The organism is Arthrobacter sp. MYb214 (assembly GCF_002979865.1).
In the GTDB taxonomy this organism is placed as follows: Bacteria; Actinomycetota; Actinomycetes; order Actinomycetales; family Micrococcaceae; genus Glutamicibacter.
In genome coordinates this window covers 1,007,108-1,031,237 of sequence record NZ_PCPZ01000001.1, presented here as the reverse complement: position 1 = coordinate 1,031,237, position 24,130 = coordinate 1,007,108, and the positions used below count along the sequence as shown (strand labels likewise).

The window sequence follows — 24,130 nt, the reverse complement described above, 5'->3', positions numbered from 1 at the left end:
GCTTATTTGCTCTTCCGGTGCTGGCCCTGCTGGGGCTTGACGGTTTCGATCATCCCGGTTTGCGGGTGTGAATTCTTATTGCCGCCCTTTTTCTTCGCGCGCAGGTGCAGCTCTTCGCCATCAGAGGTTTCCAGCAGCTCTTCAAGCACATTGCGCAGTTCGGAACGCACGTAGTCGCGGGTGGCAACATCGCGCAGTGCCAAGCGCAGGGAAGCCAGCTCGCGGGTCAGGTACTCGGTGTCGTACAGATTGCGTTCAGCACGGGCGCGGTCCTCGGTCAGCGAGACGCGGTCGCGGTCATCCTGGCGGTTCTGCGCCAGCAGGAGCAGCGGAGCCGCGTAGGAGGCCTGCAAGGAGAGCATCAAGGTCAGCGCGGTGAAGCCGATGGTGGCATCGTCAAAACGCCAATTGATCGGGGCGACCGAGTTCCAGATCAGCCAGAAGGCGCAGAACACCGTCATGTACAGCAGGAAGGTCGGGGTGCCCATGAAGCGGGCGAACTTCTCCGTGGCCGAACCAAAGAGGTCGGGGTTCGGGGAGAACCGGGGCCAGAAGCGTTGTCGTGCTGCAAGCGGGGTATCCAGGCCGTTACTCTTGCGCTGCTCAGCCATAGCTGGAACTCCTTTGCTGCTGATGGGTGGGTGGGGCGTTGGCTAGTCTTGGGAACGCCAGTCATCCGGGAGGATGTGGTCCAGCACGTCATCCACGGTGATGGCCCCTACAAGCCGGCCTTCCTTGTTGGTCACGCCTACGCTGGTGAGGTTGTAGGTGGCCAAATGGCGAACCACTTCGGTGATATTGGCCAGATCCGACATGGGCTCCAGCTCCGTATCAAGGATATCGCCCAGCGGCTCCGGGGGAGCGGCACGCAGCAGCGCCTGGATGTGGACTTGGCCCAGGTAGCGTCCCGTGGGCGTCTCCAGCGGCGGGCGCACCACATATACGGTCGAAGCAAGCGCCGGGCTCAATTCCTCCAGGCGCACCGAAGCCAGGGCTTCAGCGACCGTGGATTCAGGGGTGAGAATCACCGGAACCGGGGTCATGATCGACCCGGCGGTACCTTCCGGGTAGGCGAGCAAGCGGCGGACATCCTTGGCCTCTTCCTCGTTCATCAGATCCAGCAGCTGGTGCTTGGTCTCTTCGCTGACTTCAGCCAGAAGGTCGGCCGCGTCATCCGGGTCCATTTCCTCAAGCACGTCCGCGGCACGTTCCAGGCCCAGGGCGGAAAGGATCTCCACCTGCTCGCGGTCCGGAAGTTCCTGGAGCACGTCGGCCAGGCGCTCATCTTGCAGATGGGCCGCGATTTCCAGGCGGCGCTTCTCATTCATTTCATGCAGGGCGTCAGCAAAGTCGGCAGGCTTCATCTCATCGTGGGCGGCCACGAAGGTGTCAGCGGACTGCGGTTCATTCTTCGAACCGTGGCTGACCTCGTCCCAGGAGACCAGCACCTTGTTGCGGCGGCGCGAACGCAGTCCCAGCAAATTGGCCGTCGGTTCTCCACGCTGGACATAGTATTCGTTGATTTCCCAGTCCCCGCGACGGGTCTGCGCCAAACCGATGTCCTCGATGACACCGCGACCGGAACCATCAACGAAGGTGATGGTGCGGTCGAACATTTCGGCGACAACCAGAATTTCCTGGCCGCGCTGCTGGAAGCGGCGCATGTTCACCAGGCCGTTGCAGATCACCTGGTTGGCTTCCATAGACTGGATGCGGGTCATCGGAACGAACACCCGCCGTTTGCCGGGGACCTCGACGACCAAGCCCACGCAGGCGGCGGGTTTCTTGGGGCCGCGGGAGACCACCACGACATCGCGCAAGCGGCCTAAGCGGTCGCCCAAGGGGTCAAAGACATCAAGCCCGAGCAGCCGGGCGACGAAGATTTTAGACACTTGTGCGCTCACCCTCCTAGACTATCGCGTTTCAGCCCCGTTCCCGGTGTGCAAAGCCACAGGGCCAGTGCTGTTTCTTTCACCCTCAGCGATAGTTGCTTCACAACTAGGCAGGCTCACAGTAAACCTGTGCACAATATAGTTATGACCTCGCCTCATGGAGTAAATTCGATTAGCACCAGCGGCCTGCCGCGCGGAGAACTGCTTGGACGTTACACCAGCTATCTCGACGCGCAGAAGCTCGTGGATTACCTGGCCGATAATGATTTCCCGGTCGCCGCGGTAAGCATCGTCGGCAATGACGTACGCACCGTGGAGCGAGTCACCGCGAAACTTTCCTACCCGCGCGTGGCGCTGGCTGGCGCGGCCCAGGGCGGCATGATGGGCCTGTTTGTCGGCCTGCTCCTGACCCTCTTCGGCGGTGGCGGCAACGGGCTGTACCAGATTCTCTCCGCCATCGGCCTGGGCATGGCTATTTGGATGATCGCCGGCGTGATCAGCTATTCGACGCGTCGCGGCAAGCGCGATTTCGCGTCCTCCAGCCAGTTCGTGGCCACCAGCTTTGACGTGGTGGTGGATTTCGAGCATGCGCAGTCGGCCCGCATCCTGGCCTCCAAGCTGCCCATGCGTCCGCAGCAGGCACCTGCGCAACCAGTTGCCCAAGCCCCGCAGCAGCAGCCTGCCGCAGCTGCCGCACCGTCGGCCCAGGCAGCCGCCGCAGTACCGGCCACGCCTGCGCAGCCGGCCTCCGAGGAAGAGCGCAGCTCGCAGTTCCCCGACCTGCCCGATGGGCGTCCCCGCTATGGCGTGCGCGTCAACGAAGCCAAGCCAGCTGCGCCAGTTGCGCCGGTCGAGCAGCCAGCCAAGGACGAAGCGCAAGCACCGGCCGCCGAGGCCAAGGACACGCAGGACCTGTCGCAGGTAGAGCCGCGAGTGGATACTTCGCAGCAGCCTCAGGCCCCGGTCCAGGAACCAGCGCCTCGCAAGGATCCTGAAGCATAGGGACCAGCTAGGCCAAAGAAAGGCATGGGCGCAGTTACCTCGGTAACTGCGCCCATGCCTTTCGCTGGTTAACGCTGCAGGACGAATTAGCCGCGCAATTTAGCCATCCACGCTTCAACTTCCTCAGGCTTGCGTGGCAGGGCAACGCTCAAGTTCTCGGCGCCATCGGCGGTGACCAGGATGTCATCCTCGATGCGCACGCCCAGGCCGCGGTACTCCTCGGGGATCGCCAGATCCTCGTCCTTGAAGTAGAGTCCGGGCTCGATGGTGAAGACCATGCCCTCCTCCAGCTCGGCATCCAGGTACAGCTCGGCGCGTGCCTGGGCGCAGTCGTGCACGTCCAGACCGAGATGGTGGCTGGTGCCATGCGGCATCCAGCGGCGGTGATGCTGCCCCTCTGGATCCATGGCTTCTTCCACAGATACCGGCAAGATGCCCCACTCGGAGAGCCGCTCAGCCAAAACGCGGGTAGCCACCAGATGCAGGTCGCGGAACTTCAGGCCCGGCTTGGCCGCAGCGAAGGCGGCATCGGCGGCATCCAGCACGGCCTGGTAGACCTTGCGCTGCACCTCGGTGTACTTGCCGGACACCGGCAGCGAGCGGGTGATGTCTGCGGTGTACAGGGATTCGGCCTCGACACCTGCATCCAGCAGCAGCACCTCGCCCTGCTTGACGGTTCCGGTGTTGCGGATCCAGTGCAAGATGGTGGCGTTGTTGCCCGAGGCGGCGATGGTGTCGTAGCCCAGCTCGTTGCCTTCAAGCCGGGCGCGGGCGAAGAACGCGCCTTCGACAACGCGTTCGCCGCGTTCGTGCGCGACGGCCTTGTCCAGGTTGCGCACCACGTCTTCGAAGCCGTTGATGGTCGCGGCAACCGACTTGCGCAGTTCGGCGATTTCGTACGCGTCCTTGACCAGGCGAAGCTCGGAAACGAACTCGGCCAGCTCGGTATCCAGGGCATCGCTGGCTTCCAGGTCCTGGCCGGTGTTGATGCGCGAGGTATCCACCAGCGCCTCGATGTTCAGATCCACCTCGCGCACCAGACGGATGCGGATGCCGCCCAGGGCCTGCGGGCCGGAATTCTTGGTGATCGCGATTTCCAGCTGTTCCAACGAATCGGTGGGCATCCCGGTGCGCGCCGACAGCGAGGACAGGGTTGGGCGCGGGCCCACCCAGAATTCGCCGGAACGCGAATTCAAATAGAAATCGGTGGTGTCGCGGCCGGCCATCGGCGCGAAATGCAGGGTGGAAACGTGGTTGGAGCCGTGCTCGCCCACGCCGTCATCGGTCGGTTCCATGACCAGTACGGCGTCGGGCTCGTGGTCGACGCCCAGGCCGGTCAGGTGGGCGAACGCCGAATGCGGGCGGAAACGGTAGTCCGTATCGTTGGAGCGGACCTTGAGCGGGCCTGCCGGAATGACGATGCGCTCACCGGGGAAATTCTCCGAGAGCTTGGCACGGCGAGCGGCTGCGTAGCTGGCAGCGGCATCTTGTTCTGGCAGATCAGAAGTGTCTTGCGCCCACGAGGAGGCCATGAAGTCCTGGAATGCCTTGGACGTTGGACGCTGGGAACGGTTGTTCACGCGGTCTTCCAACGGCTGATCAGTGCTTGGTGCAGATGAATCTTGATTGGTCATGTTCCAAGTGTGTCACCATCAGCTGTATCCCAGCAAAGAATCAGCGCAGGGGATAACCTAGGCATATGCGAATCGACCTGCACACCCACTCCAATGTGTCCGACGGAACTGAAACTCCGGCCGAGCTCATGCGCGCCGCTTCGGTTGCGGGCCTGGATGTCGTGGCGTTGACAGATCATGACCAGACCACCGGTTGGGCCGAAGCCGCGGCGCAAGCCGGGAAGCTGGGACTGGGATTCATACCGGGCATGGAGATCACCTGCCAGGATACCCACGGCATCAGCGTGCATCTGCTCAGCTACCTGCATGACCCCACCTACCAGCCGCTGCTCGATGAGCTGGATATTGCGCTGAACTCGCGGATCGTTCGTGCCCGCCGCATTGTCGACCTGCTGGCCGAGGACTATCCGATCAGCTGGGATCTGGTGGGGGAGCATTGCCTGCCGGGTTCAACCGTGGGCCGCCCGCATATTGCCGATGCGCTGGTGACCGCGGGGGTGGTGGATAACCGCAATGAAGCGTTCGCCAACATCCTCTCCTCGCGTTCGCGCTACTACGTTTCGCATCCAGCGGTGAATCCTGCCACTGCGGTGCAATTGGTGCGGGAAGCCGGTGGCGTTCCGGTGTTCGCGCATCCCAAGGCCTCTGCACGCGGACGGGTAGTTCCCGATTCCACCTTCTACGAGATGATCGATGCCGGGCTAGCGGGGGTCGAAGTGCACCACCGGGACAATACCGCCGAGGGAAAGGCCTGGTTGCTCCAGCTGGCCGCAGATCGCGATCTGATTGTCACCGGATCCTCCGACTACCACGGCACCGGAAAGCTGAACCGGCTCGGCGAGAATCTCACCGAGCCGGAAATGCTGCATAGGATTATTGCCCAGGGGAACGGAACTCAGGCCTCGATATAGCTGGTGCTTCCAGGCAAACGAGCCTTCATCACCTCGATGGCCTCGGGGTTCTGGTCAATCAGCACATACTGGCGTCCCAGCTTCGCGGACACCGCACCGGTGGTGCCTGAGCCGGCAAAGAAGTCCAGCACCCAATCGCCGGGGCGCGACGACGCGGCCACAATCCGGCGCAGCACGCCTTCGGGCTTCTGCGTCGGGTAGCCGGTCTTTTCCTTGCCGGTCGGCGAGACGATGGTGTGCCACCAGACATCGGTCGGCAACTTGCCCAGGGCGCGCTTCTCCGGGGTGACCAGGCCGGGAGCCATATACGGCTCGCGGTCCACCTCGGCCGAATCGAAGTGGTACTTCTTCGGATCCTTCACGTAGACCAGGATGGTGTCGTGCTTGGCCGGCCAGCGGCTCTTGGCGCGGGCACCATAGTCGTAGGCCCAGATCAGTTCGTTCAGGAAGCAGTCCCGGCCGAAAATCCCATCGAGCAGCACCTTCACGTAGTGCACCTCGCGGTAATCGAGGTGCACATAGAGCGTGCCGTCCTCGGCCAGCAGGCGGTGGGCCTCGCGTAGCCGCGGCTCGATGAAGCTGAGGTAGTCGTCGAAGGTATCGTGATACGAACGGGCGATCCCCAGCTCGGTGTTGTACTCGCGTCCCTTGAATCCGGTGCGGTCGCCTTCGCCTTCGGCAGCGCGAACCATGGTGCGCTGGGCACGGGTCTGCTTGCGCCCGGTGTTGAACGGCGGGTCCACATAGATCAAGGTGAAGCTTTGATCGGGCAGGGTGCCAAGGATGGAGAGGTTATCACCGTGATACACGGTATTACCCGAGGCTGGAACGACGGACGCCGGGGCATCCTGCGTTCCAGCGTCGGGCAAAGCTGGTTCTTCGGGTAGAGCGAGCACCGCTGGTGTGGGTTCCTTTCGGAAAAGTTGGCTGACCGGTTGGACTGGGGATTAGTCCTGGCCGCCTGCTTCGGTGCTGCGGGTGCGACGGCGCGGACGGCGTCGGCGGGCAGCGGATGCGCCCTCGGTCGCCTCCTGCTCCCCGCCGGAAGCATGGGTTTCGCGGTGGCGCTCGTTTTCGCGTGCCGGACGGTCCTGTTTGCCCTTGGAGTGGCCGTGGCGTGCGCCCTCCTGTTCGGCGCCGGAGTCCTGCGCACCGCGCTGCTGGGTCTGCTCGCCGTTCACGGTGCGGGTGCGGGTACGCGAATTGCTGCGGCGGCGCGGGGTGCGCGCCGAATCCTCGCGGCGTGGCGAGCCATCGCCCTCAGCTGCCGCGGTCTTCTTGGCACGCTGCAAGCGGCCCTTGGTGCCCTTGGGGATTCCCAAGTCGGCGAAGAAATGCGGCGAGGACGAGTAGGTCTCTACCGGCTCGGGAACGTTCAGGCCCAGCGCCTTGTTGATCAGCGACCAGCGGGGCACCGAATCCCAATCCACGAAGGTGACCGCAATACCGGTGTTGCCGGCACGACCGGTACGGCCTACGCGGTGCAGATAGGTGTTCTCATCATCCGGGCACTGCAGGTTGACCACGTGGGTGACGTCATCCACGTCGATGCCGCGGGCCGCGACATCGGTAGCTACCAGGATGTCGACCTTGCCGGCGCGGAAGGCCTTCAAGGCCTGCTCGCGGGCGCCCTGGCCCAGATCGCCGTGCAGCGAACCGGCGTTGAAGCCGCGGTCCACCAGCTCATCGGACAGCTTGGCAGCCGAGCGCTTGGTCTGGGTGAAGATGATGGTTTTGCCGCGGCCTTCTGCCTGCAGCAGGCGGGCCACCATCTCGTCCTTGTCCATGTTGTGCGCGCGGTAGACCAGCTGGCGGATGTTGCGCTTGGTCAGCGAGTCATCATCACCGGGATCCTGGGCGCGGATGTGGGTGGGACGGGTCATGTAGCGGCGGGCCATGGTGATCACGGCGCCGGGCATGGTGGCCGAGAACAGCATCGCCTGGCGTACCGGCGGCAAGGCGGCCAGAATGCGCTCGACATCGGGCAGGAAGCCCAGGTCCAGCATCTCGTCGGCCTCGTCCAGTACCACGGTGCGAACCTGCTTGAGGTTCAGCACGCGCTGGCGGTTCAGGTCGATCAAGCGGCCCGGGGTGCCGACAATCACGTCGGTGCCGGCCTTCAGGGCATTGATCTGCTCTTCGTAGGGACGGCCGCCGTAGATGGTGGTGATCGAGATGTTCGAGTGCTTCGATGCCTGGGCCAGGTCGGCGCCGACCTGGATGGCCAGCTCGCGGGTCGGGGCCACGATCAGTGCCTGCGGGGCACCGGGGAATTCAAGATCCCCGTAGCCCTTGTCGCCTTCGCGGATCACGCGCTGCAGGGCAGGGATGCCAAAGCCCAGGGTCTTGCCGGTGCCGGTCTTGGCCTGGCCGATGATGTCGTTGCCGCCCAGGGCAACTGGCAGGGTCAGGGCCTGGATGGGGAACGGGTACTCGATCCCGGCTTCCGAAAGCGAAGCAACGATGTCTTCGCGAACCTTCAAATCGGCAAAGCTCTGCTTGATCGGCTCTGCGATGGTTGGCTCATTGTCTTGTGGTTCGGCCACTGGGGCCGAAAGCGTCGTGTCAGTCACGATGTCTTTGTTCTCGTTTCATGTGGGCACGGTACCTGCTCCATTCCGGCTTGCAACAAGCCAGGAGCATGCGGATACCGCACGAATCCAGCGGAGCCGATCGCTACTTTCACGTTAGGTGGCTTGGTCAAGCACCTGCGGGATGGCGGCCGCTGGGAAGACGCCATAAAACTGTTTCATCTATCAGCCCATTGCGATCGGGCATCCTATTTACTAATAGGCCAAGCATAGCCGGTTTTGCCCGGAAACCCGGGTTTAGGAGTCTCAGGCCACGATTTCGAAGCTGATCTTGCGGGCCACGGGATCAGCTTGGACCAGCTTTACGCGCACCAAGGCGCCCGGCTGGGCGGAACCGGAAAACTCTCCGGTGACCGGTTCATCGGCCAGCTGCAGCACTCCGGGACGAATCTTTCCATCTTCCTTTTGCTCGGCTGACTTCAGCACGATGGCTTGGAATTCTCCCCCGACACGTGTTTTGAGCACATAGGCTTCGAGCAGGTCGACGGCAGCATTGTTCACCCGGTTGGCGGCAATGCTGCTGGTACGCATCAGCCCGGGCAGCTCTTCCAGGGCCGAGGCGAGCTGCTCGGGGATCGGTTGGCCGGTGGAAAGCAGGTGGCAGGTGAGCAGCACGAAGCGGTCCACGAGCCGGCGCAGCGGCGCGGTGGTGTGCGCGTAGGGTGCCGCCAGTGCCGCTTGGATCAGTTCCTCTTCGGGCTGCCCGGCTATGACCCGATAGTCCGCACCGCGGAACAGCGCAGCGGCACGATGCATGATCACCAGTTGCTTCGGGTCGCTGACATCCAATGCATGCAGGTACTGCCCATAGCTTTGCGTTGCGTCCCACGGCGTGCCCAGCAACTGGGTCTGGGTGCGGAATTCCTGCTGGTCCGCTTCATCCGGTGCGGGCATGGTGCGCAGGATGCCCACACCGGCCTCGAGCATGATGCGGGCTGCGGCTATGCCGGTGAGCAGGGAAATCTGCGCGTTGTGCCCTTCCAGGGGCAGCGGGGTGCGGCTGACCAGCTTGTAGCCGTCGCCTGCTTCTTCAATTTCCTGGTCCGGCAGGTTCAATGAGGCGCCGCCGCGCAGTTGCTCCTGCAGCAGGCGCGCAGCACCGATTTCGGCGAGCAATTCCAGCTGCTCATCGGGTTCCCCCGAATCCAGCCGGGCCTGGGCGGAGGCGTAGTCGAGCTGGGCGCGGGAACGGATGCGCGCGCGGTTCAGCTGGACCTCGCCCAGGGCGCCATCGGCATCCAGGGAAATTTTCCAGTGGAAGGCCGGCCGGTCCTGGTCTGGCAGCAGCGAGCCCTGGTCTTCGGAAATCAGGGGCGGGTGCAAGGTGATCTTGCGGTGCGGCAGGTAATAGGTCTGACCGCGTTGGCGGGCCACCTGGTCCAGCTGGCTGCCCAAGGTCACGAACGCGGGAACGTCCGCGATCGCATAGTGCACGGTATAGCCCTGGCCGTTTCGTTCAAGGAACATCGCCTGGTCGAGATCGGTGGCGCCGAGCGGGTCAATGGTGAAGAACGGGATGCCGGTGGCGTCTTCTTCGGGGTGCTGGACCTGGGCTACCGCCAGTTCCGCGGCTTTCAGGGTTTGCTCGTCGAAGGGTGCCGGTACCTCGAACTCTGCTTCAAGGCCGAGCAGTAGCTGGGCCAGCGAGTTGGCGGGAACCGGGCGGGGGCTGCGGATTCTTCGTTCAGTCACCCCTTAGCAATACCATGACTCGGTGAGTCAAATCACCATTTGGGCGAAGAAATAGCCGGTTTCGCTTCTAAGCGAAACCGGCCACCAGCTGCCAAGGCGATGCCTCGGCGCGCAACAAGCTCTACTGTGCGAAGCCGACGCGGCGGACTTCTTCCGGGCCAACCTCAACGTAAGCGATGCCAGCAGCAGGCACCAGGACCTCGCGGCCCTTTGGATCCTTCAGTGCCAGAACGGTGCCGTCGGCGATCGCCTTCGAGACCAGCTCATTGACTTCGGCGTTGCTGAGCTCGGATTCAAGTACAACTTCGCGGGCTACATTCTGAATGCCAATGCGGATTTCCATGATTGTCGCAGATCCTCTCGAACGAAATAGGTGTCCCGTATGGGGCCTCTGAACACTAATTTAGCTAGTTTTCTTTCGGGAACTGCGAAATTCCGCGCCAAGCTAAACGGGAGATGAGATCCACGGCGGCATTCTGGTCCACCGAGGAGCTGCTGGTGGCCCAGTAACGCGCCGAAACCTGGGAGAGGCCTGCCAGGGCACGGCCTGCCAGCAGGCCTTCCTCCTCGCTCATGTCGGTATCTTCGACCACGACGCGGGCGATGGAGGAAGCCAGCGAACTGTTGAACTGCTCGATGCGATGGGCGATCAGCGGGTCCGAGAGCACATCGGATTCGAAGATCAGGCGGTACGCCTGGGATTCGCCCTTGATGTAGCTGTAGTAGGTGTTGATGGTGGCGAAGACGCGCTCGCGATTGTCGCTGGTGGAGCGGATCGCTTCATCCAGCTGACGGCTGAAGTCGGCCAGGTGCGAATCCAGCAAGGCGAGGTAGAGTTCGCGTTTGCCGGGGAAATGCTGGTAGAGCACCGGTTTGGAAACCAGGGCGACTTCAGCGATTTCGTCCATGGACGCACCATGGTACCCATGGGCCACGAAAACCTGGTGCGCTGCCTGCAGCAGCTGGCGACGACGCGCTTCACGGGGCATCCGTTGCGGGCGGGTGCCTTTGATATTTTCGAGTTCCGTCATGTCGAATGGGGCCTTTCCAGCTGCAGAGTGATCAGCTCCCAAGTCATCAAAGGAATTCTCGGGTGGATAATCTACTTGGAAGTAGTATTCCATGCTTCTGTGCGGAAAGTGGAAATATGCTGGGGGAAATCAGGTTTTCTACGCTGATTTGGCTTCCGGGGCGGCTGGACAGTTGCCCAGGGCCTGCGTAGTCTCCGATTTCCCGGGCTCCGGCTGCGAGAGTTCCAAGCCGTAGAGGGTTTCCAGGGCCGAGACGTATTCGCCGGTGCGGCCTTCGCCTGCCAGTTCGCGGGCACGCACGGTAGGCACATGCAAAAGCTGGCGCACCATGCGGCGCATGGCCAGCTCGACTTCCTCGGCTGCGGCGCTGCAGCCGTGCTGGGCACGGACCTTCGCGATCTCGGCATCCAGAACGGCTTTGGTGTGCTGGCGCAGCGCGACAATCGCGAAGTCGGCCTCGCGTTCACGCTGAGCGGCGGCAAATTCTGCGGTGGCGTTCTTGACGATGCGGCTAGCCGCGTGAACGGCCATGGCCTGCTCGGTCGGGGCGGCCATGCGCACCGATTCCAAGGTAATCAGTTCAACATCGGGCAGTTCGACCATGGTCGGATCGAAGTCGTGGGTGAGCGCCATGTCGATGGCGATCAGCGGGTGCTTCTTCACGCGCAGCGCTTCAAGCTCTGCACGGGCCAACTGGTGACCGCCGCCGGAGCAGCCAACGATGATGTCAGCTTCGCGCAGGGCCTGCGGCAGCAATTCGTCGCTGAGCGGGAAACCGCCGCGCTTCGCGGTGAAATCTGCGGCGCGCCCGGAATGCGAGTAAACCGAAATGCGCTGGACGCCGCGTTCCTTGAGCAACGCCATGGTGGCGCCAGCGTAGGAACCGGTGCCAAAGAGCACAACATCCTGCTCGGACCAGTCGCGGCCTTCAGTGGCCAGTTCTTCGGCCAGATCGAGGGCCACCGAAACCACGGACTTGCCCTGGGTGCCAAGGTCGGTATTCGAACCGACATCCTTAGCCGCGCGGGTGGCGTTCTGGAACAGGCGGGTGAGGTTGCTGGTTGTGGTCTTCTCTTGCTGCGCCTGGGTCAGTGCTCGACGCACCTGGCCAGCGATTTCGCGTTCGCCGACAACGGCCGAGTCCAGTCCGGCGCCTACGGAGAAGAGGTGCTCAACTACCGGGTCGCCTTCCAGCGTGGTGAGACGGCGGGCCAGGAATTCGGGGGAGAGGTCGGTGCTTGCTGCCAGCTCGTTGACCAGATGTTCTGCTGCGTCCTCCACGTGGTCCACGTCTGCGTAGACTTCGAAGCGGTTGCAGGTGGCCAGCACGACGGCGCCATTGATAGCCGCCGAACCGTTAACGGAGGCAGCTGCCAGCCCGTCGGCCGAAGCACTGATTTGTGCGACGGTCTCCAGATCGAGCTGGGAATGCGATGCGACAAGAGATAAGAAAACCACAGTGACCCCAGAATAGGCCGGAAAATACCGGCAGACAACGCAGGTGTGCCTAAATCCGCATGGTTCCAAGGGGTTAGTTTGCTCACCTTCCCCTGCGGGCGAACGCAGTAAATGGGCTTTTAATCTGAAGAGTTGGCAGAATTGGGGCATGACCCTGTCGCAGAACCATCCGTTGATTGATGGACGTACCCAAGATTCCGCTTTGATCCAAGCTTTGACCGGCAAGAAGCCGTCGCATCACCCGGTGTGGTTCATGCGCCAGGCTGGCCGTTCGCTGCCTGAATACCTGAAGCTGCGTGAAGGGGTGAGCATGCTCGACTCCTGCCTTGACCCTGCCATGGCCAGCGAGATCACCTTGCAGCCGGTGCGCCGCCACAAGGTGGACGCCGGCATCTTCTTCTCGGACATCGTCATCCCGCTGCGCCTTGCAGGCATTGGCGTGGACATCGTGCCAGGCGTTGGCCCGGTGCTGGACACCCCGATTCGCACCAGGGAACAGGTAGCTGCCCTTCCGGAGCTGACGGACGAGTCGCTGGAACCCATCCGCGAAGCCGTGCGCTTGACCGTGGCCGAGCTGGGCAAGACCCCGCTGATCGGTTTCGCCGGTGCGCCATTCACCGTGGCCGCCTACATGGTCGAGGGCAAGCCAAGCCGCGACCACCTGGGCCCGCGCACCATGATGCACACCGACCCGGACGTCTGGGACGGACTGATGACCTGGGCTGCCGACGCCTCGGGCAAGTTCCTGCGGGCGCAGGTTGAAGCCGGCGCCTCGGCCGCGCAGCTCTTCGACTCCTGGGCTGGTTCGCTCTCGCTTCCGGACTACCAGAAGCACGTCGCCCCGTACTCGGTGAAGTCCCTGGACTACGTCCGCGACCTGGGCGTGCCGTTGATCCACTTCGGAACCGGCACCGGCGAACTGCTCACCGCCATGCGCGATGCTGGCGTGGATACCGTGGGCGTGGATTACCGCATCCCGCTGGAAACCGCGATTGAACGCTTGGGCCAGGACGTTTCGGTCCAGGGCAACATCGACCCGGCGTTGCTCGATGCCCCGTGGGAAGTCCTCGAGGCGCACGTGCGCGAAGTGGTTGCAGCAGGCAAGAAGGCCCGCGGACATGTGGTGAACCTGGGCCATGGCGTTCCGCCAACCACCGACCCAACCGTGTTGACCCGTGTGGTGGAGCTCATTCACTCGCTGTAATTCAACAGGTCTAAGCTAGGTTTAACGCTGTGTTCCAACTGGCCCTCGAGGCCATGGGCAGGGAACAGGGCATCGGCATATTGTGAAGGTAGAAGGTGCTAGGCACGTGAGCAAGGAACAGCGCAATCTGCGCGCAGGGGATTCAGCTGAAGCCACCGGGGCGTCCAAACCGCGACGCGATATTGCCAACGATGCCGCAGCGCATGCCTTGCGCCTGCTGGAAAAGGTGCGCAGCGCCAGCGAAGCACGCCTAGCGAAGAGCGAATCGGCCGATCAGGCCCAGAAGCCATTGGCCCCGCATGCGGTGGTGATCGGTGGCGGCATCGCCGGCCTGGTCGCTGCCCGTGAACTTCGCCAGACCGGACACGAAGTGACCGTGCTGGAAGCAACCGCGAACTTCGGTGGCTGCGTGCGCACCACCGAAGTTGCCGGCATGGAGATTGATGCTGGCGCGGAATCCTTCGCCCTGCGTGGCGGCATTGTTTCCTCCTACCTCGACGAGCTGGATCTAGGCGGGCAGATCGCCAGGACCTCCGGAGAGCGGGCCTGGCTCATCCAGGGGGAAGAGCAGGAAATTCATGCTCACCAGATGCCTGCCACCGCAATGCTGGGCATCCCGGGCAATGTGCGCACCGACGAGGTGCGCGGCATCATTGGCCGACCGGCCACCGTGCGTGCCGCAGCGGATCTGATCACGCCAATGAACAAGAAGTGGGCCACGGAGAACCTGACCATCGCTGAAGTGGTCCGTTCCCGCATGGGACAGGCGGTACTGGACCAGCTGGTGGCCCCGGTCATCAACGGCGTCTATTCCACCGACCCTGCCAAGATTTCCATTGACGCCGCCGCGCCTGGCCTGCGCCAAGCCATGCAGGAGACCGGTTCGCTGGCCCGCGCCGTCACCCGGCTGCAGGCTTCGGCTCCGGCTGGTTCCCGTGTGGCTGGCCTCAACGGCGGCATGTACAGCATGGTCGAAGCCCTGGTGTCCCAGCTGGAGCAGGCTGGCGTTGCGCTGGTGCGCAATTCGCCGGTGACCTCCTTGCGCCACGATGCGCAGTCGCCAACTCCGTATGCAGTCACGACCTTGGGCCATGAACTGCTCGCTGACCGGGTAGTTCTCGCGACGCCGGCCGAGCCGGCACTGGACCTGCTGAACCCCCTGCTGGCACCAGAAGAGCGGATCGCCGGCGAAAGCGGTGCCAATGCCATTGCCTTGGCGATCCTGGTGGTCGATAAGCCGGAACTCGATGATGCCCCGCGCGGATCGGGTGTGCTGGTCTCCAGGAACGCCCCGCTGACGGCCAAGGCGCTGACCCATTCCACGGCCAAGTGGCCCTGGCTCGCCGCAGAGGCCGGCCCTGGCACCCACATACTGCGCCTGTCCTTTGGACGAATCGGCGAACATGAGCAACTTGTCGAATCCGGAGATGATTCAGCTCTCATCGACCAGGCAATCAAAGATGCTTCAAAGATTCTCGGTGTTCAATTGCATCTTGATGATGTCTTGGGCAGCACCGTTTCACGCTTCAGCGACATGGTTCCGCTGCAGGGCCAGGCCGCTACCGCGCGCCGCGCGCAACTGCAGCGCAGCCTGTCGGGCTTCGAAGGGCTCGATGTGGTTGGCGCATGGATTGCCGGCACCGGACTGGCGCGAGTTATCGCCCAAGCCCGCAGTGCCGTCGCGATCAGCGCCCGCTAACCGCACCCGGGCCAACTATCCTGGACTTTTGTCCGAAACCAGATCAAGGAGAATATCAAGTGAGCAACGCACCGGAGCATAATTCCCCAGTAATTCGTGAACGCGAAAATGCAGGAGAAAACCCGACGTTCTTCTACACTCTCTGGACCATTTTCAAGCGTTCGGAAATTGTCGAGCGTTCCGAGGCTGCTGCCGCTGAATTCGATGCGCTGGTCGCCGAGCTGGCCGCCGAAGGCGCCACCGTGCGCGGCATCTACGACGTTTCGGCCATGCGCGAGGACGCTGACGTGATGTTCTGGGTGCACGGGCCATCGGCCCAGCTGCTGCAGGCATCGATGCGCAAGATCCGCCGTTCGGCCCTGCTGGCCGGCACCGAAATCGTTTACTCCACCATGGCCGTGCACCGTGAAGCGGAATTCGCCAAGGACCACTCGCCAGCGTTCGCGCGCGGCCTGGATCCGAAGGAATGGATGACCGTTTACCCATTCGTCCGCTCCACCGAGTGGTACACCCTGGATCCGGCGGCCCGCGGCAAGATGCTGCGCGACCACGGCATCCTGGGCCGCGAATTCCCGAACGTGCTGGCCAACACCGTAGCGGCCTTCTCCTTCGGCGACTACGAATGGCAGATCTGCCTCGAAGCCGACGACATGATCGATCTCGTCGACATGATGCGCCACCTGCGCTACACCGAAGCCCGCCACCATGTGCGTGAGGAGACTCCGTTCTACACCGGCCGCCGCATCTCGGCAGCTGAAGCGCTAGAGGTACTGAAGTGAGCCAGGCCTTTGACCCCCGCGAGGGATATGACCGCAACGGCCAGATGATTCCCAAGTCCTACGATGCCATCTTGCTGGCATCCTTCGGCGGACCGGAAGGGCAGGATGATGTCATCCCGTTCCTGCGCAAGGTCACCGAGGGCCGCGGCATCCCTGACGAGCGCCTGGAAGAAGTTGCGGTGCACTACCGCAAGAACGGCGGCGTCTCGCCAATCAACGCGCAGAACCGTGCACTGAAGGCCGCGCTGGAGGCAGAGCTGGCTACCCGCGGCATCGACCTGCCCATCTACTGGGGCAACCGCAACTGGCACCCGTTTATCGACGACACCCTCAAGCAGCTGGCTGCCGACGGCCACCGCAAGGTGCTGCTTATGGGCACCGGCGCCTACTCCGGCTACTCGGCCTGCCGCCAGTACCGCGAGGATGCGGGCATGGGCCTAGTCAACACCGGGCTGGACGGTGTGGTGGAAGTGGACAAGCTGCGCCAGTTCTTCGACACTCCTGCCTTCGTGACGCCCTTTGCGCAGTCCTTGCGTTCCTCGCTGGCCAATGTGCGTGCGCAGCTGGCCGAAGCGGGCAAGGAAGACGGGGCGATCAAGATCGTCTTCGTCACACACTCCATTCCGATGGCCGACGCCGAGGCCGCAGGACCCGAAGGTATCCGGGCCGCAGGCTACGGGAATCTCTACACCAGCCAGCACCAGGCGGTGGCCAACTACATCCTGTCCCAGGTGGAGGAGGCCAAGGGCCTGGACCACAGCCTGGTCTACCAGTCCCGCTCCGGGGCACCGCATGTGCCATGGCTGGAACCGGATATCAACGACGCGCTGGAAGAGGATGCCGCAGCCGGTGTCGCCGGCGTCGTGGTCGTGCCCATCGGCTTCATCTCGGACCACATGGAAGTCATGTGGGATCTGGATACCGAAGCCAAGGACAGCTGCGCCCAACTGGGCCTGGCCTTTGACCGCGTCGCCACCCCGGGCACCCACCAGGCGTTCATCTCCGGACTGGTGGACTTGGTCGAAGAACGCCTGGCCGGCCCCGATGGCAAGGCCCTGCGCGCCGGCCGCACCTCGGTTCTCGAATGCGGCCCATGGTTTGATGTCTGCCGTCCGGGCTGCTGCGAGAAGCGCGCCCTGGACGGAACCTTGCGCCCGACCATCGGCGCAGTCGATTCAGAAGTTGGTGTACCCCAGCCATGACCGAAGCATTTCGCGTAGGAACGCGCGGCAGCGCGCTGGCGACCACCCAGACCGGATGGGCCGCGCAGAAGCTGGCCGGGATTTCCGGGTTGGCCGCGCAGACCGTGCTGGTCAAGACCGAAGGCGATGTGGTGACCGGCTCGCTGGCCACCCTCGGAGGCACCGGCGTCTTCGCCGCCGCGCTGCGCCAGCACCTGCTCGATTCCGGCTGCGACCTGGCCGTGCACTCGCTCAAGGACCTGCCCACTGCGCAGCCCGAGGGCCTGGTCCTGGCCTCGATCCCGCCGCGCGAGGATGTCCGCGATGCCCTGTGCTCGCGCGACTCGCTGGGCTTGGACCAGCTGCCCCAGGGTGCGAAGATCGGTACCGGTTCGCCGCGCCGTGCAGCCCAGCTGCTGGCCTACCGCAGCGACTTCGAGATTGTCGATATCCGCGGCAACGTCCCCACCCGCTTGGGCCGGGTCAAGGGTGTCGGGAAGACGCTGGATGATGGCAGCGTGGGCCGCGGCACCCAGGGTGACCTGGACGCGGTGATCCTGGCAGCTGCCGGGATGCGCCGCCTGGGCTTGGACAAGCACATCACCGAGTACCTGGATCCCTCCATCATGCTGCCCGCCCCGGGCCAGGGCGCCTTGGCGCTGGAAACCCGTACCGCGGGCACCGGCCACGGCGCATTGGATGCGGCTCTGGCGCAGTTCGATGATGCCGCTACCCGCATGCAGGTGGAGGCCGAACGTGCGCTGCTCTCCGAATTGGAAGCCGGCTGTGCTGCCCCGATTGGCGCCTTGGCCCATATCGAGGGCGATGAGCTGGTCCTCGATGCGGTCGCCTGCAACCCCGATGGCTCGCAGACCATGCGCCGCAGTGCGCGGATCTCCTGCAGCACGGCGGATGCAGCACAGCAGCTGGGCCGTTCGCTGGCGCAGTCGATGATCGCTGATGGCGCTGCCGTAGTTGCCGGGCTGGCCTAGTTCCGGACCATGGCTTATCAAGTACTGATCCTGCGCAACCCGGCACGTGCCGCGGCCACCGTGCAGGAATTCGATCGGCTGGGCATCACCTCGTGGTGCGCCCAGCTGATCGAAACTGTTTGGCCCGCCGACCGCAGCGCATTGCAGCGCATGGCCAGCGATCTGGTCGCCGGAGACTACTCCTGGCTGGTCTTCACCTCGGTGAATACCGTCAAGGTGGTGCAGCAGGTGCTGGCTGGAGCGCTCCTGCCGGAGCAGCTGCGTCTGGCCTCGGTTGGAGAGAAGACCACCGAGGCCATCAAGCGGCACTTGGGCCGCAGCGTGGACTTCGAAGCTGAAGAGCAATCGGCTGCCGGCATGCTTGCGGCATGGATCCCTGAGCCGGGTGCCAGGATCTGCTATCCGCACGGCGATCTGGCCAGCTCCACGCTGGCTGATGGGCTGGGCAAATACCCGGTGCAGGTCAACGAATTCATTGCCTATGAAACCGTGGATGCCCCGGCGCCCGGCACCCCGGTCTCTGAGCCGGAAGCGGCAGCCGGACTCAACGTCCTACCGGCGAACCGGATCGGTGACAGACTGGAAGAACAGGATTTGGTGGTCTTCTCGGCGCCCAGCGTGGTCCGCCGCTTCGTGCAGCTGGCAGGGACGCAGCTGCCCGGGAAGCTGCAGACCATCGCGATTGGCCATCCAACGGCCCGGGCTATGGAGCGTGCCGGGCTGCCGGTGCATGCCGTGGCCTCCGCTCCCACCCCGCAGGGCCTGGCCCGTGCGGCCCAAGATTTGCTCCGGCACCGGTAACTCCGGGACCGGAAGTGTGCACAACGGAATAAGAAGTTATGAGAACTGGAGAAAGAGGAGCCATGGGTTTCCCTCAGCATCGCCCGCGCCGGTTGCGGCAGAATCCTGCCATCCGCCGCCTGGTGGCAGAAAATGAGCTTTCGGCACGCCAACTGATCTTGCCTGCCTTCGTGCGCGAGGGACTGGTCGAACCCAACGAGATCACCTCCATGCCGGGGGTCTACCAGCACACCATGGACTCGCTGAAGGCTGCCGCGGCGTACGCGGCCGAGCTGGGGCTGGGTGGCATCATGCTCTTTGGCATCCCGGAAGTACGCGACGAGAACGGCTCGGCCGGTCTGGACCCGCAGGGCATCTTGAACCGCGGCATTGCCGCGGTGCGCGCCGAGGTAGGCGATGAACTGGTAGTCATGTCCGATGTCTGCCTGGATGAATTCACCTCGCACGGCCATTGCGGCGTGCTCGATGCCCAGGGCAACGTGGATAACGATGCCACCTTGGAAATCTACGGCCAGATGGCAGTGGCCCAGGCCGAGGCCGGCGCCCACATGCTGGGCCCGTCGGGCATGATGGACGGCCAGATCGGCGTCATCCGCCAGGCACTGGATGCTGCCGGGCGCCAGGATGTCTCCATCCTCGCCTACAGCGCCAAGTACGCCAGCGCCTTCTACGGCCCGTTCCGCGAGGCAGTGGACTCCCAGCTGGTGGGGGACCGCCGCACCTACCAGATGGATTCGGCCAACCGCAGCGAAGCGGTGCTGGAAGCTGAACTGGATATTGCCGAAGGCGCGGACATGATCATGGTCAAGCCGGCCATGAGCTACCTGGATATCGTGCGCGATATTGCCGATATTTCCCCAGTTCCAGTCTCCGCCTACCAGATTTCCGGCGAGTACTCGATGATCGAGGCCGCCGCCGCCAACGGCTGGATTGACCGCAAGGCGTCCGTGCTTGAATCGCTGCTGTCGATCAAGCGCTCCGGTGCCCAGCAGATCCTCACCTACTATGCAGCCGAAGTTGCCGGCTGGCTCAAGGAAGGCAAGTAATAACATGTCGAACTCTGAAAAGCTTTTCGCCGAAGCCCGCGAAGTCATGCCAGGTGGCGTGAACTCCCCGGTGCGCGCCTTCGGTTCGGTCGGCGGTGTTCCTCCATTCATGGTCGGTGCCAAGGGCGCATACCTGACCGACGCCGACGGCAAGGAGTATGTCGACCTGGTGTGCTCATGGGGTCCGGCACTGCTGGGCCACGCCCACCCGGAGATCCAGGCTGCCGTGCACGCGGCCGTGGACCGCGGTTTGTCCTTCGGCGCATCCACTCCGGATGAGGCCAAGCTCGGCGCGCTGATCAAGTCCCGCATGGGCGGGGTGGAACGCGTGCGCATGGTCTCCACCGGCACCGAAGCCACCATGACCGCCGTCCGCCTGGCCCGCGGCTACACCGGCCGTGACCTTGTCATCAAGTTCTCCGGCTGCTACCACGGCCACCTCGATGGCCTGCTGGCCGACGCCGGCTCGGGTGTTGCCACCCTGGCCTTGCCAGGTTCCGCCGGCGTGACCGCTGCCACGGCAGCAGAGACCTTGGTGCTGCCCTATAACGACCGCGCCGCCATCGAGGCGGCCTTCGCCGAGCACGGTGCGAATATCGCTGCGGTGATTACCGAATCTGCTCCGTGCAACATGGGTGTCGTAGTTCCAGAGGACGGATTCAACAAGTTCCTGAAGGAAACTACCGCCAAGCACGGCGCGCTGCTGATCCTCGACGAGGTCCTCACCGGCTTCCGCGCTTCCTCATCGGGCTACTGGGGCCTGACCGGCAAGGAAGAGGGCTGGAACGCAGACCTCTACACCTTCGGCAAGGTCATCGGCGGCGGTTTGCCCACCGCGGCCCTGGGCGGACGCGCTGAGGTCATGGACTACCTGGCACCATTGGGTCCGGTCTACCAGGCAGGCACGCTGTCGGGCAACCCGGTAGCGATGGCTGCCGGCATCGCCCAGCTGACCCACGCGACCGAGGACGTCTACGCGCACCTGGCCAAGCAGTCCGAGGCGCTGCAGGGTGCCATCACCGAATCCTTCAATGCTGCTGGCCTGGACCACTCGATCCAGCGCGCCGGTACCTTGTTCTCGGTAGCATTCGGCACCTCCGAAAGGGGAGTGCGCAACTACGCTGACGCGCAGGGGCAGGAAGCCTTCCGCTATGCACCGTTCTTCCACTCGATGCTGGACTCCGGGGTGTACCTGCCGCCAAGCGTCTTCGAAGCATGGTTCGTCTCGGCGGCCCATGATGATGCCGCAATGGAGAAGATCTTCGCGGCCCTCCCAGCAGCTGCCCGGGCCGCTGCGGCCGCCACGGCCTAATTGCAGGCTCCCGAGGGCAACAGCCAGGGCCAGGCAGGCACCGTGAGGTGCTTGCCTGGCCCTGGCTCATTTAAGCCTGGAAAGACGGTGGGAAACGGAACTGCCCGAGTTCCGTATACGGAACTCGGGCAGTCAAGGTTCAAGCGTTCGGGAATGCCCCGTGGCTGGAAACCGGATTAGAAAGCGGCGATAACGCTGCCGTCGGTCCAGGTCTTCTCGATGTAATCGCGGACCTCATCGGAGTGCAACAGCTCTTCAAGCTTCGCAACAGCCGGGGTCTCTTCGCCGTCGCGCCAGGTCAGGAAGTTGGCGTTGGGGTTGTTCGCGCCCGACTCCTGGGCAAGCATCTCTGCTTTGTCCAGCTTGGCCTGGACGATGTAGTTGCCGTTGATGACCGCCAAGCCGATGGAATCATCGGACTTGTAGTACTGGACGACCTGCTCGGCGTTGGCGTCAGTGATTTCGAGGTTCAGCGGGTTCTTGTCCGCGTTGCCGTTGACGGTCAGCAGGGAATCATCATCGCTGAGGTTCTGCAGCAGCCCTGCTTCTTCCAGGACGCGCATGCCGCGGATCTGATTCACCGGGTCGTTGTTCAGCAGTACCTTGGTGCCTTCTGCGACGTCCTTGGCGTCCTTGAACTTCTTCGAGAAGACGGTCATTGGCTCCACATGAACGCCAGCGCCGTGCGCGAACTCGTAGCCCTTTTCCTTCATCTCGGTAGCCAGGTAGGCCTCGGTCTGGAAGTAGTTGGCATCCAGCGAGCCGTCGGCAAGTCCGGTGTTCGGGGTGACGTAGTCATCGATCTCCATGACTTCCAAGTCGATGCCGGCTTCCTTCGCCAAGTTCTCATCGATGAAGTTCAGGATGTCTGCCTGTGGGACCGGGCTGGCGCCTACCTTGATAACCGTAGGGTTTGCCGGATCCAGGGTCGCTGCAGCATCAGCAGTTGGTTCGCTGCTGCCGCAAGCAGTCAGGGCGAATGCGGTGGCAACACCGGTGATGGCGAGTGCGAGTTTCTTGCGCATAACTTGTCTTTCCTTAGGTAGAGCCGTGAGGCACGATGCGAGTGGATTTGCCGTGTCCTCAGCGGTTCCACGGCTCCGCCGGATAGACCGGCGGAAGTTTTGACTAGCGGTGATCGACCTTGCGGGCGATCGCATCACCGATGACCTGCACCAGCTGGACCATGATCACGATAATCACGATGGTCGCAAGCATGATGGGCATGTTGTAGCGGACGTAGCCGTAGTTGTAGGCCAGACGACCCAAACCGCCACCGCCTACCAAGCCAGCCATCGCGGAGTAGCCGATCAAGGTCACCAGAGTGGTGGTGACGGCCGAAATGATGCCGGGCATGGCTTCAGGCACCAGGACCTTGCGAATGGTTTGCAGCTTGGTGGAACCCATCACCAGCGCGGCATCGACCTTGCCAGCGGAAACATCGCGCAAGGCGGTTTCCACCAGGCGGGCGAAAAATGGGACCGTGCCGATGGTCAAAGAGACCGAGGCAGCGATCGGGCCCAGCGCGGTGCCGATGAGCATCGCGGCGAACGGAATCAGGGCGACCATTAAGATGGCGAACGGGACGGAACGGGTGATGTTCACGATCACCGTGGAGAGAATCGCGTTTAGCCAGCGGACCGGCGCCAGTCCGCCTTTGCCAGTGACATGCAGCAAGATACCCAGCAGCAGTCCGATGATCACGGTGATCACACCTGAGATCAAGACCATCTGCAGGGTTTCGACGGTCGCTTGGCCTACGGCCTTGAGTACGGTGGGGGTGAAGAAATCCATTGCTTACTTGGCTCCCTTCACGGTTACGGCGATGCCGGTGGACTTCAGGTGGTTCACGATTGCATCCAGATCCGCGTCGGGAGCCAGCTGCAGGCGCAAGTGCGCGTACTGCTGGTTGCCAAGCTGCTCGACCGAACCAGCCAAGACATTGACATCGGTATTGAACAAGCGGGCAATGGAAGAGATGACAGGCTGGGTCGCCTGGCCGCCGGTGTAGAGCAGGTCCAGGATCGGTCCTTCGCCCTCGATGCGTGGTGCGTCGCCCGGAAGCGGGAGCAACGTGGAAGCCAAAGTGCCTTCGGCGTTGGTGATGACCTGTTCGATATTGCCGTGCTCCACGATCTTGCCGCCTTCCAGCAGCGAAACGGAATCGCAGGCTTGCTTCACGACGTGCATTTCGTGGGTAATGATCAGCACGGTGATGTTCAACCGATCGCGCAGCTTCTTGACCAAATCGAGGATTTCATCGGTGGTCTTCGGATCCAAGGCACTGGTCGGCTCATCACAGAGCAGGACATCCGGATCGGTGGCCAGCGCCCGGGCGATACCAACGCGCTGGCGCTGGCCACCGGAAAGCTGGGATGGGTACCCTTTGGCGAACCTGGTCAGGCCCACGAGCTCCAGGAGTTCAGCGACCTTGGCATCAATTTCGGCTTTGGGCATGCCACCAAGCTCCAGCGGGTATGCCACATTCTGCTCGGTGGTGCGCGAGTCGAAGAGGTTCGCGTGCTGGAAAACCATGCCAATTCGACGTCGCGCATTCCGTAACTCGTCGGTGCTGACGTTGGTCAGCTCCTTGCCGTTAACGGCAACGGTTCCGGATGTGGGCTGGTCGAGCAAGGTCAAGCAACGGACGAGAGTGGATTTACCCGCTCCGGAATGTCCGACGATGCCATGAATTTTCCCGGTAGGGACTTCAAGGCTGACACCATCAAGGGCAACAACATCCTTGCCGTCTTGCTGGTAGACCTTGCGCAGGTCACTGACTGTGATCACTAGGCGTGTTCCTTCAGATTCTCAAAGGGTGTAGAGAGTACCCTCCATTGAATCATCATCGAACAAAATCGCCCGAATCAAGGGGAAATTACAGTCAAGATTCTTAGTATGAGGC

General features: G+C 63.1%; 22 protein-coding genes. 10 read left to right on the top strand and 12 right to left on the bottom strand.

The annotated features are described in order from the left end of the window. Positions 1-2: 2 nt before the first annotated feature. Both CQ012_RS04725 and CQ012_RS04720 read right to left on the bottom strand, forming a co-directional pair. Positions 3-611: a DUF1003 domain-containing protein gene (locus CQ012_RS04725; protein ID WP_105657523.1), complete on the bottom strand. Its 609-nt coding sequence runs from the start codon at positions 609-611 to the stop codon at positions 3-5. A 42-nt stretch (positions 612-653) separates the two neighbouring features. After that, positions 654-1,904 (bottom strand): magnesium transporter MgtE N-terminal domain-containing protein, encoded by a 1,251-nt coding sequence (locus tag CQ012_RS04720; RefSeq protein ID WP_105657522.1) that lies wholly within the window; start codon positions 1,902-1,904, stop codon positions 654-656. Between the two features lie 132 nt (positions 1,905-2,036). Between CQ012_RS04720 and CQ012_RS04715 the strand changes: the two genes are divergently transcribed. Further along, positions 2,037-2,894: a YflT domain-containing protein gene (locus CQ012_RS04715; RefSeq protein ID WP_181148842.1), complete on the top strand. Its 858-nt coding sequence runs from the start codon at positions 2,037-2,039 to the stop codon at positions 2,892-2,894. Between the two features lie 86 nt (positions 2,895-2,980). Here CQ012_RS04715 and CQ012_RS04710 read toward each other — a convergent pair whose 3' ends face one another. Next, entirely contained in the window at positions 2,981-4,528 is a 1,548-nt protein-coding gene (locus CQ012_RS04710) for an aminopeptidase P family protein (RefSeq protein ID WP_105661513.1), read from the bottom strand. A gap of 65 nt (positions 4,529-4,593) precedes the next feature. Between CQ012_RS04710 and CQ012_RS04705 the strand changes: the two genes are divergently transcribed. Further along, positions 4,594-5,439, top strand: a complete 846-nt coding sequence (locus CQ012_RS04705) for a PHP domain-containing protein (RefSeq protein WP_105661512.1) — start codon at positions 4,594-4,596, stop codon at positions 5,437-5,439. Here the strand turns inward: CQ012_RS04705 and CQ012_RS04700 are convergent. From CQ012_RS04700 to CQ012_RS04675, 6 genes are all read right to left on the bottom strand, one after another. Then, complete coding sequence (locus CQ012_RS04700; RefSeq protein WP_105657678.1) at positions 5,424-6,308, bottom strand: DNA-methyltransferase; 885 nt, start codon at positions 6,306-6,308, stop codon at positions 5,424-5,426. The genes CQ012_RS04705 and CQ012_RS04700 overlap by 16 nt on opposite strands. 78 nt (positions 6,309-6,386) lie before the next feature. Continuing rightward, entirely contained in the window at positions 6,387-8,012 is a 1,626-nt protein-coding gene (locus CQ012_RS04695; protein ID WP_105657519.1) for a DEAD/DEAH box helicase, read from the bottom strand. A gap of 264 nt (positions 8,013-8,276) precedes the next feature. Further along, positions 8,277-9,722, bottom strand: a complete 1,446-nt coding sequence (locus tag CQ012_RS04690; protein WP_105661511.1) for an RNB domain-containing ribonuclease — start codon at positions 9,720-9,722, stop codon at positions 8,277-8,279. Positions 9,723-9,843: 121 nt separating this feature from the next. Further along, entirely contained in the window at positions 9,844-10,065 is a 222-nt protein-coding gene (locus tag CQ012_RS04685; RefSeq protein WP_105657517.1) for a DUF3107 domain-containing protein, read from the bottom strand. A gap of 64 nt (positions 10,066-10,129) precedes the next feature. Then, entirely contained in the window at positions 10,130-10,753 is a 624-nt protein-coding gene (locus CQ012_RS04680) for a TetR/AcrR family transcriptional regulator (RefSeq protein WP_105657677.1), read from the bottom strand. 138 nt (positions 10,754-10,891) lie between these two features. Further along, entirely contained in the window at positions 10,892-12,211 is a 1,320-nt protein-coding gene (locus CQ012_RS04675; RefSeq protein WP_105657516.1) for a glutamyl-tRNA reductase, read from the bottom strand. 148 nt (positions 12,212-12,359) lie between these two features. Here CQ012_RS04675 and hemE point away from each other — a divergent pair, with 148 nt between their 5' ends. From hemE to hemL, 8 genes are all read left to right on the top strand, one after another. Then, the gene (gene hemE / locus CQ012_RS04670) at positions 12,360-13,415 is read left to right on the top strand and encodes a uroporphyrinogen decarboxylase (protein WP_105657515.1); all 1,056 of its coding nucleotides are present in this window, start codon (positions 12,360-12,362) and stop codon (positions 13,413-13,415) included. A gap of 106 nt (positions 13,416-13,521) precedes the next feature. Next, positions 13,522-15,114 carry a protoporphyrinogen oxidase gene (gene hemG / locus CQ012_RS04665; RefSeq protein ID WP_181149013.1) on the top strand — a complete coding sequence of 531 codons (1,593 nt, stop codon included), beginning with the start codon at positions 13,522-13,524 and terminating at the stop codon, positions 15,112-15,114. A 92-nt stretch (positions 15,115-15,206) separates the two neighbouring features. Beyond that, positions 15,207-15,893, top strand: a complete 687-nt coding sequence (gene hemQ / locus CQ012_RS04660; RefSeq protein ID WP_105657676.1) for a hydrogen peroxide-dependent heme synthase — start codon at positions 15,207-15,209, stop codon at positions 15,891-15,893. Further along, on the top strand, positions 15,890-17,095 hold the full coding sequence (locus CQ012_RS04655) for a ferrochelatase (protein WP_105657513.1): 1,206 nt from the start codon (positions 15,890-15,892) through the stop codon (positions 17,093-17,095). Before hemQ ends, CQ012_RS04655 begins: the two co-directional genes overlap by 4 nt. Then, positions 17,092-18,066: a hydroxymethylbilane synthase gene (hemC, locus tag CQ012_RS04650; RefSeq protein ID WP_105657512.1), complete on the top strand. Its 975-nt coding sequence runs from the start codon at positions 17,092-17,094 to the stop codon at positions 18,064-18,066. Before CQ012_RS04655 ends, hemC begins: the two co-directional genes overlap by 4 nt. A gap of 9 nt (positions 18,067-18,075) precedes the next feature. After that, positions 18,076-18,867 carry a uroporphyrinogen-III synthase gene (locus tag CQ012_RS04645; protein ID WP_105657511.1) on the top strand — a complete coding sequence of 264 codons (792 nt, stop codon included), beginning with the start codon at positions 18,076-18,078 and terminating at the stop codon, positions 18,865-18,867. A 62-nt stretch (positions 18,868-18,929) separates the two neighbouring features. After that, the gene (hemB, locus tag CQ012_RS04640) at positions 18,930-19,913 is read left to right on the top strand and encodes a porphobilinogen synthase (protein ID WP_105657510.1); all 984 of its coding nucleotides are present in this window, start codon (positions 18,930-18,932) and stop codon (positions 19,911-19,913) included. Positions 19,914-19,917: 4 nt separating this feature from the next. Continuing rightward, positions 19,918-21,225 (top strand): glutamate-1-semialdehyde 2,1-aminomutase, encoded by a 1,308-nt coding sequence (hemL, locus tag CQ012_RS04635; protein WP_400288341.1) that lies wholly within the window; start codon positions 19,918-19,920, stop codon positions 21,223-21,225. 176 nt (positions 21,226-21,401) lie between these two features. Here hemL and CQ012_RS04630 read toward each other — a convergent pair whose 3' ends face one another. The 3 genes from CQ012_RS04630 to CQ012_RS04620 all read right to left on the bottom strand — a co-directional run bounded on the left by CQ012_RS04630 (position 21,402) and on the right by CQ012_RS04620 (position 24,015). Next, complete coding sequence (locus CQ012_RS04630; RefSeq protein WP_105657508.1) at positions 21,402-22,250, bottom strand: MetQ/NlpA family ABC transporter substrate-binding protein; 849 nt, start codon at positions 22,248-22,250, stop codon at positions 21,402-21,404. Positions 22,251-22,353: 103 nt separating this feature from the next. Next, positions 22,354-23,019, bottom strand: coding sequence for a methionine ABC transporter permease (locus CQ012_RS04625; RefSeq protein WP_105657507.1), 666 nt, complete (start codon positions 23,017-23,019; stop codon positions 22,354-22,356). A 3-nt stretch (positions 23,020-23,022) separates the two neighbouring features. Then, positions 23,023-24,015, bottom strand: coding sequence for a methionine ABC transporter ATP-binding protein (locus CQ012_RS04620; RefSeq protein WP_105657506.1), 993 nt, complete (start codon positions 24,013-24,015; stop codon positions 23,023-23,025). Positions 24,016-24,130: the final 115 nt, after the last annotated feature.